Below are 14,963 nucleotides of genomic sequence, written 5' to 3'. Positions count from 1 at the left end.
CTGTACGACAGGGGGGCCGTGGTCCGGCGTTCCTCAGGGGGTCGCCGCCCTCGCGGACTTGTCGTCGAAGGCCGCGACGGGCGTTTCGGAGGGACGTTCCCGGGCTGCCGGAGAAAGCGCGACGAACGCCGAGGTGAGGAAGAGGTACGACCCGAGGCCGACGGCGAGGGGAAAGATGAACTGCATCACCGTCGCGCCGGGCAGGGCGGATCCCGAGGGTGCGACCCGGACACCGACGGCCAGCATGCCCGTGTAGTGCATGCTGCTCACCGCCGCTCCCATGACCAGCGACGCGAGCGCCACCGCCCCCGGCGACTTGATGTTCAGTGCGGCCCACAGAGCCGCGGTGGCCGCGATGACGGCGATGGTCACCGACACCCCGACCAGCATCGGGTCATAGGTGACCGTGCCGTGGAGGCGCAGGGCGGCCATGCCCAGGTAGTGCATGCTGGCGACGCCGAGGCCGGTGGTGAGACCGCCGGCGAGCAGGGCCCGCGAGCGGTCGCGGCTGTAGCCGACCGTGAAGACTCCCGCCCCCACCACCAGCATGGCGACCAGCAGGCTGAGCAGGGTGAGCGGCACGTCGTAGCGGATGTCGGTGCCGGTGACACCGAATCCGAGCATGGCGACGAAATGCATCGTCCAGATGCCGGTGCCGAGCGCGGAGGCGGCCGTGAGGAGCCAGTTGCGGCGCGAACGGCCGTGGGTACCGAGTGCGCGCACGGTGCAGCGCAGTCCGAGAGCGGCGCCGATCGATGCCATCGCGTACGACAGCACGGGTGTCAGCCAGCCGAAGGTGGCGTGGTCCAGGTGTCCCATGGGTCCGGGACGCTAGCCCGCTCCGGAGCGCATACCAGGGGCGCATTCCGAAAGGTGCTGGGATATGACAGAGAGATGTTCCCGAACGATCGGGCAGGGTTCGAACGTGTGCACCGTATCGCGTCGTTTGCAGAGTTCGAACGTGTGCACCCACGCGCGTCGTTTCGCTCGGGTGCGGACTGAGCGATCATGTCCCCATGGCCGACGACCACACGCACGTCCAAGACTTCTTCACCCCGCGGGCGGCGGGCTGGGACAGCCGTTTCCCCGATGACGGCCCCGCCTACGCCGCCGCCGTCGACGAGCTGAGGCTGCGTCCCGGGGGCGCCGTGCTCGACGCGGGCTGCGGCATGGGACGTGCCCTGCCGGCCCTGCGGACGGCGGTCGGCCCCGGTGGGACGGTGCTGGGCGCCGACCTGACACCCGCCATGCTGGACGCTGCGCTGCGCGCGGGACGAGGAACGAGCGGCGCGCTGCTCCTGGCCGATGTCGGGCAGCTCCCCCTGCGCGCCGGAGCCCTGGACGCCGTCTTCGCCGCCGGCCTGGTCTCTCATCTCCCGCACCCGGCGCGAGGGCTCGAAGAGCTGGCGCGCGTGGTGCGCCCGGGTGGCCGGCTCGCCCTCTTCCACCCCGTCGGGCGTGCCGCGCTGGCCTCACGGCACGGCCGGGACCTCTCCGACGACGATCTCAGGGCCGAGCCCCGTCTCGCGCCGCTGCTGGCCGATGCGGGATGGCGGATGGACACGTACACCGACGAGGACAGCCGATTCCTGGTGCTGGCCGTGCGGAACGGCTGAGCGGTCGCCGGTGCCCGCTCGCCCTCACTCGGCCGAGGCGTCCGGCGTCCGTCCGCGCGGTACGGGACATCCCCACACGCCCGGGGTGGGGAACGTGCCGAGCCGGGCGACCTCGTAGCCCTCCGGGTACCCCTTGATCTCGGGGTTCTGCCGGGCGTGATGGGCCCTGGTACGCGGCGGCATGAACCGTACGGCACGTGCCCTCAGGCGCAGTGCGCCGCGGGTCAGCGCCCGGGCGGCCGGGCCCGGCCGCCCGTACCGGAACGCCCGCAGCAGCGCGTCGTCGAGCAGGGCGAGGGTCGCCTTGCGTACGACGGGGGCGAGCGGCCGCGGGTACCAGGAGCCCATCAGGTCCAGGGTGGCGTCGGAGACGGCGCGTGCGCCTTCGTCCCAGCCGAAGTGCTCGTCCTCGTAGGCGTCCAGCGCGTGCTCGAAGTCCTCGTACGTCCGCGGCACGTCCTGGATGCCCATGCGGGCACCGAGCGTGCGGTAGTACGCCGCGAAGGCGCGCTGCTCGTGGCCGGACAGCCTGCGCCAGCCGTAGGTGTCGAGCCAGCGCTTGGGCGTGACGACGAAGGTGCACAGCACATAGCGCATGTCGTCGTTGCTGATGTCGTAACTGCGGTGCATCCGGTTGATCCGACGGACGGCCGTGCGGCCGTCCTCGCTGTCGAAGCCGTGCTCGACCACGGCGTCGAGAAGGAGTGCGGTGTCGTCGTACCTCTTCTGTGAACGTTCCGTCAGTTCGCCCGTCTCCGCCAGCAGTCGGCCGATGCTGGGGACCGCGTAGGTGCGGTACAGGGCGAGTTCGAGGGCGCGGGTGATGTCCCAGGGGAATTCGTACGTCACGGTGAGGCGGTAGATCTCCAGGAAGTCCCGCTCCGGGTCGAGGCGCTGGATCTCCTTCAGCCGTGCGTACCGTTCCACCATGCTGTCCCCCTCGTCGGCCGGGCTCACCACCCTACGGGTGACGGACGGAACAGCACCACGGCACGAGGGGTCCCGAAGCGTACCCTCGCGGCCGGTCGTGATCTCCGGTTACCTGGCCGTTATCCCTTGTCAGGGCCTCGACGACAGGGTTACCGAGTAGTTAAGGTGCGCCGACGGCTCAAGCGATCTGATCTGGAATGAGGGTGGGTGCTGTGGCAGGGACGGACGACACGGTCGCCGATGACGACGCGCTGTTTGTGCTGACCGCGGTGCTGCTGACCCCCGCGCAGTTCCCCAGCGTGCTGGGCGACGACTACGTGGCCGCGTGTGCCGCGCTCGGCCTCGAGCCGTACGCCGAGGGGTACGGCCTCGTGCTCGGCCAGGACAGCGGGGGCGCCCGTTGGACCGTCGTCGTCGAGGACGTCTCGCTGGTGGCCGTCGCCATCGCCTCGTGGGACTGCGGGATGGAGTACGACCTCTCCCCCGACGACCGCTCGGTGGTGTGCGCGTTGCCGGGGTGGCCGCTCGCGCTCGCGGTCTCCGCGCCCGGGGTCCCCGAGCCGCACGACCCGTTGCCCGATCCCGACGGTGAGGGCCCCGATCCGCTGACTCCGCCGGACACCGAGGTCTGGGGCGCTCCGCAGCGGCGGCTCGGGGCGGACGAGATAGCTCTCCAGTGGGCCGCGTGGCGCGGACAGATCGACGACGAGACGGCGTTCGGCAGCCCCGGGGAGCCGGCTCGGGACGGTGCGGCGACGGCGGACGCCGGGAGCTCCGCCGGGTCCACGGGTTCCGGACAGCACCCCGGTGTGCGCAAGGCGCTCGCAGCGGCCCGGGAGTACGTCAGCTCTCCGCCTCCGCCCGGCCGGATCCGCTCCGCCTTCGCCCCTGGCGGGGCACGGACGCTGCGGGCCGACGGCCCCGGCTGGTCCCTGGTGGCCAGGACGGACGACATCGCCTTCGTCCTCCTGGACGAGGAGCCGGGCGAGGTCATGCCGGTCGGCCGCGGCCCCGAGCTCCCGGGGCTGCTGAAGTCGCTCGACGAGCTGGCCGTACGGCCGTCCTGACCGCGCGTGCCCACGCGGTCCGAGGCTCGCCCCGTGTGTCCTACACGCGCTCAAGGGGGCGGTGCGGTTCGGCGGGCAGCTCTGCCCTGACCGTGTCACCGGGCCGTACGGTTCCGCCGGTCGTGACGATGCCCATGATTCCCGCCCTGCGGACGACGGTGCCGTCGTCCGCCCGGCCGACGACCTGCTTGAGCAGGCCGTCCTGGAAGTGGTCGATCTGCAGGCACGGATTCCGCAGGCCGGTCACCTCGACGACGGCCTCGTCGCCCAGGTGGAGCAGGGTCCCCACAGGGAGGGCGAGGAGATCGATCCCGCTCGTGGTGATGTTCTCCCCGAGATCGCCCGGCATGACCTCGAACCCCGCCGCCCCCAGCTCGGCGAACAGTTCCTGGTGCATGAGGTGGACCTGACGCAGGTTGGGCTGCGTCGGGTCCTGGGCGACCCGGGAGCGGTGCTTGACCGTGACCCCGGCATGGACGTCACCCTCCACCCCGAGCCCGGCCAGCAGCGTCACGCTGTCCCGGTTGGGCTTGGTGAAGGAGTACTCGCCGTTGCTGCTGACCGCGGTGACCGTGCTGTTCAGCGCCCTATCTCCTTACGACTGATCCTGCGGAGCCTGCGTCGCTGTGCGGGGTCGAGCATGAGGTACCCCACCGTGGGTACGCCGATGAGGACCAGCAGCGACCACCAGAATCCGATGAACGGAATCAGGACGACTGCCGCGACGACTCCCCCGATGGCGATCTTTGCACCGTTCGACATGATCCGTGCCTCCTCCGCGGCCGGAGCCGCTCCTGATGGGAGAACGCCTGTGGTCCCCTGTCGGTTCCAGCCGCGCGGCGGCATCCTGCGGGCCGCCGGGCGGAGGTCCTAGCGGAGCGGCTCTCCGACCTCGTGCATGTGTTGCAGGGCCTGACGGTAGGACTCGATGATGCCCGTCTCCGCGTACGGCATCCCGATGGACGCGCAGTGCGCCTTGACCAGGGGTTGCGCCAGTCGCAGGTGGGGCCGGGGCATGCTCGGGAAGAGGTGGTGCTCGATCTGGTAGTTGAGCCCGCCGAGCAGCCAGTCGGTGAGGACGGCCCCACGCACGTTGCGCGAGGTGAGGACCTGGCGCTGCAGATGCCCCCAGCGGTCGCCGTCGGGGTCGGGCATCTCCATGCCCTTGTGGTTCGGAGCGAAGGCCATGCCCAGGTGGAGGCCGAAGAGCGCGTGGTGCACGAGGGCGAAGACGACGGCCTTGCCCGGGGACATGACGGTCAGGAGCAGCGTCGCGTACAGCGCGAGGTGCCCGGACAGCAGGATGCCGGAGAGCGTGCGCTCACGGACGGGCTGACGGCGCAGGAACTGGAAGCCGTAGATCTTGAGGGCGATGCCTTCGAGGAGCAGCATCGGGAAGAAGAGACGCGCCTGGTTGCGGGTGAGCCAGCGGGAGAAGCCCTCGCGCTGAGCGGCCTGCTTCTGGGTCCAGACCAGGGCGCCGACCCCGACGTCGGGGTCCTTGTCTACGTGGTTCGGGTTGGCGTGGTGACGTACGTGCTTGTCGTTCCACCAGGCCTCGTTCATCCCGAGGAGGAGGTTCGCGTGCACGAGGCCGAGCGCCCGGCCCGCCTTGCGGTCCCCGGTTATCTGGGCATGGCCGGCGTCGTGTCCGAAGAAGGCCGTACGGGTCCAGAGAACGGCCAGCGGCACGGCGAGGAACAGGTTCCACCAGGTGTCGCCGAGCATCACCATGCCGCCGATCACGACGCCGAGAGCGGTCAGGTTCGCGGCGATGCCCGCCGCGTACCAGCCGGTGCGCCGTTCGAGGAGACCCTGACCCTTGACGGTCTTCAGGAGTGGTGCGAAATCACTTCCGGGAGGCGGCGGGCCGGCCGGACTCTCCGATCCGTCGCGGGTGTTCGGCGCAACGGTGGCTTCTACCGCCTGGGGCATGACGTCTCCGGTTTCTGGGCATCTGCGCTGACCTCGTCAAACGTACGGATGGCGGGCCTGCGGCAGCCATGGCGCCATCACCCCGGCCGTACGGGGGGATTCCCCCGTGTCCGATGGTGGTGCGGGCTGTACCCCAGGCTTCAGAAGGCAGAGACGAGTGAGGTGGATCACTGCGCATCTCTCCCGGAACGGGCCGCGGGTGGAGTACCCTCGGCGACCCCGGGCTCACTAGTCAAATTTGAGGAATCTGACATCGCTGTGCACAGGCTCCCTGCGGCAACGCTCAACGAGATCACCGAACTGTCCCGCTGCTCCGCAGTCTTCCTCCCCGCGGATCCGGCCCGTACCGGCCTGATCGCGTTCTGGAATGCGGACGGTAGCACCCCTCCCCTCGATCCAGGGAGTCCGACGGAACTGACGGTCGCCGCGACCGACGGCAGCACGTACCCGGTCCCGGCGTTGCTGATGCCGGTGAGGGAGGCGCTGCCGGTCCTCACACGGGCGCGCGCGGACACGCTGGCTTCCCCGTCCACCGCGTTCTGGGGCACGGCCGGGGTCCTCGCGCTCCAACTCGTCGCGCGAGGACTGCTGCTGCCGGGACTGAGCCCGACGGACCGGGACGCCTGGCGGGCCGGCCCGCTCACCGCTGACGATCTGGAGCGGATCCAGGTCCTTGCGGCCTCCATGCCTCCCGAGGCCCACGCGGTGCCGCTCGAAGCCGAAGGGGCGGACGGCCCGGTGCTGCTGGCCGATCCCGAGCCGCTGCTGCGGTCGTTCCTCGACGCGGTGGTGGACGGCATGCCCCGTACGCCCGCGGCCGAAACCGTCACCGGCACACCGGTGTTCACCTCGCACGCCGCACAGCACCGCCCCGGGCTGCGCCCCTGGGCGGCCGATGTCGCCGCCGGTCACGATGCCGGTGTGCGGCTCTCCCTGCGCGTCGAGGTCTCAGGACTCACCGACGCGGAGGGGGCGGACGGCACCGGGCCCGCTCCCTCGTTCCGTGCGGTCCTCCAGATCCACAGCGTCCAGGATCCCGCTCTGGTCGCCGACGCGGCCGATGTGTGGGCCGACCGCTCCCCCGCCGCGTCGCTGTTCGGTCCGCGTGCCCGGATGGACGCCCTGCTCGCGCTGCGGCGCGCCGCGCGGGCCTGGCCCCCGTTGGCCCCTCTCCTGTCGGCCGCCGTCCCGGACGCGGTCGAGCCGGCCGACGAGGAGATCACGGAGTTGCTGGGCTCCGCCGCGAGGGCACTGGCGGCGACGGGTGTCCAGGTGCACTGGCCCAAGGAGCTGGCGAGGAGACTCACCACGCGAGCGGTGATCGGCCCGCGGGACGACGGCGCCGGGACGGCCCGCCGAACCGGGTCGGACACACCGTCCTTCCTGTCGGCCGACTCCGTGCTCGCGTTCGACTGGCGGTTCGCGCTGGGCGACAGACAGCTGAGCAGGGAGGAGCTCGACCGGCTCGCCGAAGCGGGAAGACCACTGGTCAGACTCCGTGACCAGTGGGTGCTCATCGACCCCGAGGACGCGGGACGGGCCCGCGGGACCCAGGACCGCACGGTCACGCCCATCGACGCACTGGGTGCCGTGCTGACCGGGACCACCGACATCGGCGGACGCCGGGTGCAGGTGGCCGCCACGGGCTGGCTCGAGCAGCTGCGGGCACGGATCGCCGACCCGGAGTCGGCTGAACACCGCGCGGTCGGACAGCCGGAGGCGCTGGACGCGACGCTGCGCGACTACCAACTGCGTGGCCTGAACTGGCTGCACACCATGACGTCGCTCGGCCTGGGCTGCTGCCTAGCCGACGACATGGGACTGGGCAAGACCATCACGCTGATCGCCCTCCATCTGCACCGGCAGGGCGTCGGATCGGCCGCGGGACCCACACTCGTGGTGTGTCCGACCTCCCTGATGGGCAACTGGCAGCGGGAGATCGAGAGGTTCGCACCCGGCACACCGGTACGCCGCTTCCACGGCGCGTCCCGCTCACTGGAGGGCCTGGCCGACGGCGAGTTCGTCCTCACCACGTACGGCACGATGCGTCTCGACGCCGCGCGGCTGGCGCAGGCGTCCTGGGGCATGGTCGTGGCCGACGAGGCGCAGCACGTCAAGAACCCGCGTTCGGCGACCGCCCGCGGGCTGCGCACCATCGGAGCGCGGGCCCGCGTCGCCCTGACGGGCACTCCGGTGGAGAACAACCTCTCCGAGCTGTGGGCGATCCTCGACTGGACGACCCCGGGGCTGCTCGGCCGGCTCGGGACGTTCCGCACCCGCTACGCGAGCGCGGTGGAAGGCGGCAGCGACCCCGCAGCTGCCGAGCGGCTCGCCTCACTGGTCCGCCCGTTCCTCCTGCGCCGGTGCAAATCCGATCCGGGTATCGCGCCGGAGCTCCCCCCGAAGACGGAGACCGACCGCACCGTCTCGCTCACGGCGGAGCAGACCGGCCTGTACGAGGCGGTGGTGCGCGAGACGCTCGAGGAGATCACCGGCGCGGACGGCTTCGCACGGCGCGGGCTGGTCATGAAGCTGCTGACGGCGCTCAAGCAGATCTGCAACCACCCGGCGCAGTACCTCAAGGAGGAGCAGCCACGGATCGTGGACCGGTCGGGCAAGGTGGAACTGCTGGACGAACTGCTCGACACGATCCTCGCCGAGGGGGCCGCCGTGCTGGTCTTCACCCAGTACGTGCAGATGGCACGCCTGCTGGAACAGCACCTGGCGGCGCGCGGAATCCGCACCCAGTTCCTGCACGGCGGCACCCCGGTCCCCGAGCGGGAGGCCATGGTGAACCGCTTCCAGGCGGGCGAGGCGCCGGTGTTCCTGCTCTCGCTCAAGGCCGCGGGCACGGGGCTCAACCTCACCCGCGCCGGCCATGTCGTGCACTTCGACCGCTGGTGGAATCCGGCCGTGGAGGCTCAGGCCACGGACCGTGCCTACCGGATCGGGCAGACGCAGCCGGTGCAGGTGCACCGGCTGATCGCCGAGGGCACCGTGGAGGACCGCATCGCTGCCATGCTGACGCGGAAACAGGGTCTGGCCGACGCGGTGCTCGGCGGGGGCGAGGCCGCGCTGAGCGAGTTGAGCGATGCCGAACTGGCCGAGCTGGTCGAGCTGCGAGGGGCTGCACGATGAACGAGGGTCACGAGCCGGAGCGTACGTTCGCGCCCCTCCCGCCCGCACAGGGCCGCGCCTTCGCCTCGTCCTGGTGGGGCCGGGCCTGGCTGAAGGCGCTGGAGGACACGGCACTCGACGGCGCGCAGCTGAAGAAGGGGCGGAGACTGGCCCGGGAGGGCGGAGTCGGCGCGGTGTCGGTCCGGCCCGGCCGGCTCACCGCGGTCGTGCAGGACCGCGACTCGTCGGCGTACCGCAGTGACGTGCTGCTCCAGGAGCTGAGCGAGGAGGACTGGGACCGCTTCCTGGACATGGCGTCCGAACGGTCCGGGCACATCGCGGCCCTGCTCGACCGTGAGATGCCGCCGCACCTGGTGGAGGACGCGGCCGCGGCCGGGCTCGAACTGCTGCCCGGGATCGGCGACCTGGAGCCCGAGTGCAGCTGCGACGCGTGGGACCACTGCCCGCATACGGGCGCCCTCTGCTACCAGGTCGCGCGGCTGCTCGACGAGGACCCCTTCGTACTGCTGCTGTTGCGGGGCCGTGACGAGCGGCGGCTGCTCGACGAACTGCAGGCGCGCAGTACGGCGCGAGCGGGCCGCGGGTCCGACGACGCGGCTCCGGCGGAGGACCTCGCCGACAGCCCGTCGCGGCAGGGCGTGCGGGCGGACGAGGCCTTCGCGGCCCGGGACATCCTGCCGCCCCTTCCGCCTCCCCCACCCCTGCCCGCGGAGCCGGGCCTGCCGCCGTCGCTGGACGCGGAGTGGGATCCGGAGGCCGGAATCGACGCTGCCGCGCTGGAGTTCCTGGCGGCGGACAGCGCCGTGCGGGCGTTCGCGATGCTGGCGGACGCACTCGGCGCGCGCCACGGACAGCAGCCCCCGGCAGCGGAGCTGACGCCCGAGCAGGACGCGGTGCGGCTGGCCGCCGGCAGCAGGGCCGGCACCCACGTCACGGCGCGGCTGGCAACGGCGTCCGGTCGCGGGCCGGCCGGGCTGGACGCCGCGGTACGGGCCTGGCGGTACGGCGGGGCGGCCGCGCTCGCGGTGTGCGACGAGGAGTGGCTGCCGGACCCGGAGATGCTCGCCCGGGCCCTGGCGCAGCTCGCCGCGGCATGGGAGGAAGGCGAGGGGCCCCGGCTCCGGGCGGCCGGAAACCGCTGGACGCTGGTCGGTTCCGGTACGCAGCTGCGGCTCGGACGCGACGGGCGGTGGTGGCCGTACATCCAGGAAGCGGGCCGGTGGCTCCCCGCCGGACCGGCGGAGGACGACCCCGGGGCAGCACTGGCCGGGGTCCTGTCCGGCACCTGAGGGCGGGACGTCACGCGCGGTTCCGCGCCTGCGCGGAACCGTACGGTGGGGCGGCGCGTGTGAGCCGTAGACCGGACCACGTCCCACGCACAGGAGTGCTGATGCAGCGCAGGCGGATTCTTCAGGGCGCCGCGGTCACGGCCGCCGCGGCGCTCCTTCCCGCGTCCGTCCGGGCCGTGGCCGCTCCCCCGGCGGAGACCGACTACGGGGGCGCACAGTGGTTTCCGGCGTCGGAGTCCAACTGCACGCCGTCGAGACGTTCTTCGGAGCGTCCTGTCGACCTGGTCGTCATCCACGTCGCCCAGCAGACGTTCTCGCAGACGGTCGGCATCTTCCGGAATCCGGCCAAGGAGGTGTCCGCCCACTACGTGGTGCGCTCGGGCGACGGATTCGTCGCCCAGTGCGTGCGGGAACGGGACATCGCCTGGCACGCGGGGAGCTGGGACCACAACACCCGCAGCATCGGTATCGAGCACGAGGGCTGGATCGACCAGCCCGCCTACTTCACCCACACGATGTACGCGCGTTCGGCGAAGCTCACCGCGGACATCTGTGACCGCTACGGCCTGCCCAAGGACCGCGCGCACATCATCGGCCACCACGAAGTGCCGGGAAGCGACCACACCGATCCGGGTCCCCACTGGGACTGGGTGCGCTACATCCGTCTCGTCAACCTGGCCTGAGACCTGTCCGCCGATGAGCGGCACACCCTAGCCAGGGGGCGCGGACCCGTCGCCTCCACCTCGTTCACGTGTCGGCATTCCGGCGTCGCGCACCCCTTCCGCACGCTCGTGACCGGCCGGGCCCTCCGCGGTGTCGTCGTCCACCATCGGCGTCGCCATGGCGCCGCCGCCCCGCAGGCGTTCCAGGTCGGAGGAGCGGACCTGGATGACGAGGACGGCGATCAGCGCGGCCACGACGGCGAAGACCGCCGCGGCGACGAAGGCACTGGAGACGCCCGAGGCCAGCACCTGGTCGCCCCACGGCGAGGGGAGCTCTCCCGTCCTGCGGAATTCGAGCTGCTGGGCCGGGGTCGCCTCGGCCATGAACCGGGGTATCTGGTCCGTCGCCTCGTTGCGGCTGGCCGTGCCGAACACGGTGACCAGGATGGACAGCCCCAGGGAACCGCCCACCTGCTGGGTGGCGTTGAGGACTCCCGACGCGGCCCCCGCCTCCCTCGACGCCACCCCCGACACCGCCATCAGCGTCAGCGAGACGAACTGCATGCCCATGCCGAAGCCGAAGACCAGCACAGGGCCGAGGATGCTTCCGAGGTAGGTGCTGTCGATGTCGGTACGGGTCAGCCAGCCGAGCCCCGCAGCGGCGAAGAGCGCACCGACCACCATGAAGGGTTTGGGCCCCCACCTGGGCAGTAGTTGGGAGGCCAGTCCCGCGCTGATCGCGATGATCACGCTCACCGGCAGGAAGGCCAGTCCGGCCTGCAGCGGGCTGAAATCAAGGATGTTCTGCACGAAGAGCGTCAGGAAGAAGAACATCCCGAACATGGCCGCGGCGAGGCTCAGCATCATCCCGTAGGTCCCGGCACGATTGCGGTCCCGGAACATGCGCAGAGGTGTGATGGGTTGCTTCGATCCGCGTTCGACGGCCAGGAAGGCGAGGAGGAACACCACGGCGGCGACGAATGCCCCGATGGTCACGACGTCGCTCCAGCCGTCCTCGGACGCCCGGATGAAGCCGTAGACGAGCAGCACCATCCCCAGCGTGGACGTGAGCGCGCCGAGCACATCGAAGTGGCCGGGGTGGCGTTCGGATTCCTTGATGAAGCGCGGTGTCGCGAAGGCGATCAGCAGGCCGATGGGCACGTTGACGAAGAGCACCCACCGCCAGTCGAGCCACTCCACGAGCACACCGCCGGCGAGCAGTCCGATCGCGCTTCCGCCCGCCGAGACCGCCGCGAACACGCCGAACGCCCGGTTGCGCGCGGGGCCCTCGTCGAAGGTCGTGGTGATGAGGGAGAGGGCGGTCGGCGAGGCGATCGCGCCACCGACGCCCTGCAACGCACGCGCGGCCAGCAACTGCCAGGACTCCTGCGAGAGCCCGCCCAGCAAGGACGCCAGCACGAAGAGCAGGACGCCGAAGACGAAGACCCTCCGGCGTCCGAGGATGTCACCCAGCCGCCCACCGAGCAGGAGCAGCCCGCCGAACGTCAGGGTGTAGGCGTTGATGACCCACGACAGGCTCTCGGTCGAGAACCCGAGGGACGTCTGGATGTGCGGCAGAGCGATGTTCACGATGGTGATGTCGAGAACCACCATCAACTGGCACGAGGCGATGATGAGCAGCGCGATCCCGTTGCCGCGGCCCCGCTTCGGGGATTCGGCAACCGGCGCGGACTTCGCTCGGGAATCTGTCATAGCGATACGTGCCATACGAGTCAGCGGTGAACAGAAACATTCACTCATCGACGTTAGGACGGACCGGACAGGCACGCCAATCGATCACCGGCCGAGGTCACGAAGGCCTCCTGGTCAACCGCTCGCGGTCCCGCCGGACAGGGTGCGGCCGGCGGGACGGGACGCGATCAGCCTTCAGCTCCGGGCAGCCGGCATCAGGTGAAGTTCACGTCGCTGCAGAGGAAGTAGGTCTGGTCCATGTGCGACGCCTGCCAGATCGTGTAGACCACATGACGGCCGCTGAGGCCGGAGGTGGTCACGGGGATCTCGTAGTTCTGGCTGGGGGCGTAACTGCCGGTCTCGGCGACCAGCTGGAGATCGCTCCAGGCCAGCGCCTCCGTGGCGGGGTCGAAGCCCTCCTTGCTGACGTACACCCGGAAGTAGTCCGCACCGTGACTGGCCTGGTCGTACAGCTTCACGGTGAAGTCGCCGGTGATGTCCGTGGTCTTCCAGGCGCCGACGGTGTCGAGGGCGTTGTACCGGCCGCTCTCCGTCCGGCCGCCGCTGCACAGCTGACCGTCGGGCACGGCAGCCGGGAAGTTACCGCCCGAGCCGTTGCGGTACAGCCCGTTCCAGTTCCACATGGCGTTGGGGTCGGCCTGCCAGGCCTGCCAGCACATGGGGTCCTCCTGCTCCATGGCGGGGTTCTGGAAGTCATCGCCCCAGCGCAGCCAGCAGCCGTAGTTGCGGGAGGCCGGGTCGACGACGGAACCGTGGGCGTTCGCGGTGCCCGTCCACGGGAGGAGGCAGAGGAGGAAGGCGAGGAGGACGCCGAAGAGGCGCAGAGCCAGTCCACTCGCACGTAAACTGACGCGATCATGACAATTCATGGTCCGGTCTCCTTTTCGGGGAGGTGGGGGGATCCACCGGCGTGGGAGCGCTCCCGCGCCACTTGGGCTTTGCCCCGCCACTCCCCCCTCAAACCCTCCGAGCGGTGTCACCAGTAGTGACGGCGCCCCCCGACCGCGTGCCCCACGGCCCCCAGGATCCAGAGGGCGAGCCCGATGACGAGCAGGATGATTCCGATGGTCCACAGGACACCGAGACCGGTCACCAGACCGAGAATCAGAAGAATGGCCCCAATGATGATCATGACAGCCTCCACTCACGGCACCCTACCCCGATCGATCGGGGTATATATGAGCATATGCCTGGTAGGCCTCCGAGGCCGATGTCAGGACCTTTTTGTTGCTGGTGCGCACGTGCGTCCCGGTCTACGTCAATCACGCGGCAGGAGAGACCCGAGCGGCCCCAGGTCCAGATTGAGGTCTTCCGGACGCACCCCGTGCTGCTCACAGAGTTCCGCCATCCTCTCGTCCAGCAGCATGAGCGTGGTCCCGATCTCGTCCACCTGACCGTCGGTGAGGTCCCCCTGGTCGATACGGCGGATGGCCTGTCGCTCCATCAGCTGCCGCAGCAGTTCGACGACGGTCAGCACGAGGGCCACGAGATCGCGCCCCAACTGGTCCGAGTCGACGTCGAGTCGCGTGGTCGTGTCGAGTCGCGTGGTCGTCACAACGGGCCTCCGTCCGCCCAGGGGGCCGGGACACGTTCGTTGACGGAGGAGAGCAGGGCATGGAGCGAGAGCCTCACGAGCGGAACGTCCGCGATCGCGATGACCAGATCACCGCTGATCACCACGCCCGTCGCAAGAACCCGGTCCAGCAGGTCGACGAGCGGCACCCCGATGGGGCCGCTCAGAGGCTCCGGGTTGTCCCAGGGCACCACGTCACGCACCATCTCTACACCTCTCCGACGAACGAGTACGGCACCCAGGGACCGGAGATCTCGATCCGGGCACCGGTCCCGTCCCGCAGCGTCCGGGTGAGCGCCTCGATGTCGGCCTCCAGATGCTCCGCCACCAGGTACGTGGCGTTGAGCACCTGGACGCGGCCGTTCTCCTCGGGCACGGAAGCGTGCAACCGCAGTCGGCGGCCGGCGGCGGCGAGGTCCTGGAATCCGGCGTCCACCGTCTCGGCGACCCGGAGGGCTTCCTCGTGCCTCTGTTCGCGCCGCGCCTGCACTCCTCGCTTGCGTTCGAGGTAGGCGAGCCCGGCTCCGGGCGCCGGGCGGGTGCCCCGGGCGGCTCTGTCCGGCCGCAGGGGCACCGGCTCCGGGTCCGGTGCCGACTCCGGGGGTTCGGCCGCGTAGACCTTGACCCCCCATTCGGCATGGCCCGCGGTGCGTTCCAGTGCGGCGCGGAAGCGCTCGGATTCGTCGAGGAGCGACTGCCGCGCCCGCGCCTCGCCGTGGTAGAGCGTGGCGAGCGGGAGCGGGACGGTGGGGCACGACGCCGCCACCGCCGACACCACGTCGTGGTGCGCGCGTGCGTAGCGTTCGAGCTCGCTCCGGTCGGCCACGCGGGCCTGCCACACCTCGTCGGTGAAGTCCGCCGCCCTGACGGTCTGGACGATCGCGGTCAGGGCGCCGCACCGCAGACGTCTCAGCGGCTCACCGGCCGCGACGCCCGGCAGCCCGGCGAACGCCGCCGGGTCCGGGGCTTCGCACACCGCGAATACGTACACGGCGCTCTCGTCCGAGGGCTGTCCTGGTCCCCGCTCCGTCATGTTGCTC

Annotated in this window: 16 protein-coding genes; 5 read left to right on the top strand and 11 right to left on the bottom strand. The window is 70.8% G+C overall.

All coding sequences use genetic code 11. The features are described 5' to 3' along the window. Nucleotides 1-33 precede the first annotated feature (33 nt). Nucleotides 34-819: an MHYT domain-containing protein gene (locus OG488_RS37210; RefSeq protein ID WP_329237690.1), complete on the bottom strand. Its 786-nt coding sequence runs from the start codon at nucleotides 817-819 to the stop codon at nucleotides 34-36. Between the two features lie 197 nt (nucleotides 820-1,016). On the opposite strand from OG488_RS37210, the gene OG488_RS37205 reads away from it, so the two are divergent. Further along, entirely contained in the window at nucleotides 1,017-1,616 is a 600-nt protein-coding gene (locus OG488_RS37205) for a class I SAM-dependent methyltransferase (RefSeq protein ID WP_329237688.1), read from the top strand. 24 nt (nucleotides 1,617-1,640) lie between these two features. On the opposite strand, the gene OG488_RS37200 is transcribed toward OG488_RS37205, so the two are convergent. Further along, on the bottom strand, nucleotides 1,641-2,546 hold the full coding sequence (locus tag OG488_RS37200; protein ID WP_329237686.1) for an oxygenase MpaB family protein: 906 nt from the start codon (nucleotides 2,544-2,546) through the stop codon (nucleotides 1,641-1,643). A gap of 197 nt (nucleotides 2,547-2,743) precedes the next feature. Here OG488_RS37200 and OG488_RS37195 point away from each other — a divergent pair, with 197 nt between their 5' ends. Then, nucleotides 2,744-3,613, top strand: a complete 870-nt coding sequence (locus tag OG488_RS37195) for a hypothetical protein (protein WP_443074262.1) — start codon at nucleotides 2,744-2,746, stop codon at nucleotides 3,611-3,613. 40 nt (nucleotides 3,614-3,653) lie between these two features. Here the strand turns inward: OG488_RS37195 and OG488_RS37190 are convergent, their stop codons facing one another. The 3 genes from OG488_RS37190 to OG488_RS37180 form a co-directional block, all read right to left on the bottom strand. Then, a complete protein-coding gene (locus OG488_RS37190; RefSeq protein ID WP_329239287.1) occupies nucleotides 3,654-4,196 on the bottom strand; it encodes an MOSC domain-containing protein in 543 nt (180 codons plus the stop codon). Further along, on the bottom strand, nucleotides 4,193-4,375 hold the full coding sequence (locus tag OG488_RS37185; RefSeq protein WP_329237680.1) for a hypothetical protein: 183 nt from the start codon (nucleotides 4,373-4,375) through the stop codon (nucleotides 4,193-4,195). The genes OG488_RS37190 and OG488_RS37185 overlap by 4 nt, the downstream gene beginning before the upstream one ends. 108 nt (nucleotides 4,376-4,483) lie before the next feature. Beyond that, nucleotides 4,484-5,548 carry a fatty acid desaturase family protein gene (locus tag OG488_RS37180; protein WP_329237677.1) on the bottom strand — a complete coding sequence of 355 codons (1,065 nt, stop codon included), beginning with the start codon at nucleotides 5,546-5,548 and terminating at the stop codon, nucleotides 4,484-4,486. A gap of 258 nt (nucleotides 5,549-5,806) precedes the next feature. Here OG488_RS37180 and OG488_RS37175 point away from each other — a divergent pair, with 258 nt between their 5' ends. From OG488_RS37175 to OG488_RS37165, 3 genes are all read left to right on the top strand, one after another. Further along, nucleotides 5,807-8,686, top strand: coding sequence for a DEAD/DEAH box helicase (locus tag OG488_RS37175; protein ID WP_329237674.1), 2,880 nt, complete (start codon nucleotides 5,807-5,809; stop codon nucleotides 8,684-8,686). Further along, on the top strand, nucleotides 8,683-9,975 hold the full coding sequence (locus tag OG488_RS37170) for an SWIM zinc finger family protein (protein WP_329237671.1): 1,293 nt from the start codon (nucleotides 8,683-8,685) through the stop codon (nucleotides 9,973-9,975). Before OG488_RS37175 ends, OG488_RS37170 begins: the two co-directional genes overlap by 4 nt. A 101-nt stretch (nucleotides 9,976-10,076) precedes the next feature. Next, complete coding sequence (locus OG488_RS37165; RefSeq protein WP_329237668.1) at nucleotides 10,077-10,658, top strand: N-acetylmuramoyl-L-alanine amidase; 582 nt, start codon at nucleotides 10,077-10,079, stop codon at nucleotides 10,656-10,658. A gap of 27 nt (nucleotides 10,659-10,685) precedes the next feature. Here OG488_RS37165 and OG488_RS37160 read toward each other — a convergent pair whose 3' ends face one another. From OG488_RS37160 to OG488_RS37135, 6 genes are all read right to left on the bottom strand, one after another. Beyond that, nucleotides 10,686-12,350: an MFS transporter gene (locus OG488_RS37160; protein ID WP_329237666.1), complete on the bottom strand. Its 1,665-nt coding sequence runs from the start codon at nucleotides 12,348-12,350 to the stop codon at nucleotides 10,686-10,688. A 194-nt stretch (nucleotides 12,351-12,544) separates the two neighbouring features. Further along, nucleotides 12,545-13,219 carry a lytic polysaccharide monooxygenase auxiliary activity family 9 protein gene (locus tag OG488_RS37155; protein WP_329237663.1) on the bottom strand — a complete coding sequence of 225 codons (675 nt, stop codon included), beginning with the start codon at nucleotides 13,217-13,219 and terminating at the stop codon, nucleotides 12,545-12,547. A gap of 107 nt (nucleotides 13,220-13,326) precedes the next feature. Then, the gene (locus OG488_RS37150) at nucleotides 13,327-13,482 is read right to left on the bottom strand and encodes a DUF6131 family protein (RefSeq protein WP_329237660.1); all 156 of its coding nucleotides are present in this window, start codon (nucleotides 13,480-13,482) and stop codon (nucleotides 13,327-13,329) included. 126 nt (nucleotides 13,483-13,608) lie between these two features. Further along, nucleotides 13,609-13,905, bottom strand: coding sequence for a gas vesicle protein K (locus OG488_RS37145; protein ID WP_329237657.1), 297 nt, complete (start codon nucleotides 13,903-13,905; stop codon nucleotides 13,609-13,611). Beyond that, nucleotides 13,902-14,129 (bottom strand): gas vesicle protein, encoded by a 228-nt coding sequence (locus OG488_RS37140; protein WP_329237654.1) that lies wholly within the window; start codon nucleotides 14,127-14,129, stop codon nucleotides 13,902-13,904. The genes OG488_RS37145 and OG488_RS37140 overlap by 4 nt, the downstream gene beginning before the upstream one ends. A 2-nt stretch (nucleotides 14,130-14,131) precedes the next feature. Next, nucleotides 14,132-14,956: a GvpL/GvpF family gas vesicle protein gene (locus OG488_RS37135; protein WP_329237651.1), complete on the bottom strand. Its 825-nt coding sequence runs from the start codon at nucleotides 14,954-14,956 to the stop codon at nucleotides 14,132-14,134. Between the last annotated feature and the right edge of the window lie 7 nt (nucleotides 14,957-14,963).

This window comes from Streptomyces sp. NBC_01460, assembly GCF_036227405.1.
Taxonomy (GTDB): Bacteria; Actinomycetota; Actinomycetes; order Streptomycetales; family Streptomycetaceae; genus Streptomyces.
This window is presented reverse-complemented; position numbering and strand designations above follow the sequence as displayed.

What these genes read in the sequence shown, in the direction of transcription:
- OG488_RS37195 (WP_443074262.1), top strand. Translation starts at nt 2,744, where the DNA reads ATGAGGGTGGGTGCTGTGGCAGGGACGGACGACACGGTCGCCGATGAC.
- OG488_RS37180 (WP_329237677.1), bottom strand. Translation starts at nt 5,548, where the DNA reads ATGCCCCAGGCGGTAGAAGCCACCGTTGCGCCGAACACCCGCGACGGA.
- OG488_RS37210 (WP_329237690.1), bottom strand. Translation starts at nt 819, where the DNA reads ATGGGACACCTGGACCACGCCACCTTCGGCTGGCTGACACCCGTGCTG.
- OG488_RS37135 (WP_329237651.1), bottom strand. Translation starts at nt 14,956, where the DNA reads ATGACGGAGCGGGGACCAGGACAGCCCTCGGACGAGAGCGCCGTGTAC.
- OG488_RS37185 (WP_329237680.1), bottom strand. Translation starts at nt 4,375, where the DNA reads ATGTCGAACGGTGCAAAGATCGCCATCGGGGGAGTCGTCGCGGCAGTC.
- OG488_RS37165 (WP_329237668.1), top strand. Translation starts at nt 10,077, where the DNA reads ATGCAGCGCAGGCGGATTCTTCAGGGCGCCGCGGTCACGGCCGCCGCG.
- OG488_RS37170 (WP_329237671.1), top strand. Translation starts at nt 8,683, where the DNA reads ATGAACGAGGGTCACGAGCCGGAGCGTACGTTCGCGCCCCTCCCGCCC.
- OG488_RS37150 (WP_329237660.1), bottom strand. Translation starts at nt 13,482, where the DNA reads ATGATCATCATTGGGGCCATTCTTCTGATTCTCGGTCTGGTGACCGGT.
- OG488_RS37155 (WP_329237663.1), bottom strand. Translation starts at nt 13,219, where the DNA reads ATGAATTGTCATGATCGCGTCAGTTTACGTGCGAGTGGACTGGCTCTG.
- OG488_RS37200 (WP_329237686.1), bottom strand. Translation starts at nt 2,546, where the DNA reads ATGGTGGAACGGTACGCACGGCTGAAGGAGATCCAGCGCCTCGACCCG.
- OG488_RS37205 (WP_329237688.1), top strand. Translation starts at nt 1,017, where the DNA reads ATGGCCGACGACCACACGCACGTCCAAGACTTCTTCACCCCGCGGGCG.
- OG488_RS37140 (WP_329237654.1), bottom strand. Translation starts at nt 14,129, where the DNA reads ATGGTGCGTGACGTGGTGCCCTGGGACAACCCGGAGCCTCTGAGCGGC.
- OG488_RS37160 (WP_329237666.1), bottom strand. Translation starts at nt 12,350, where the DNA reads ATGACAGATTCCCGAGCGAAGTCCGCGCCGGTTGCCGAATCCCCGAAG.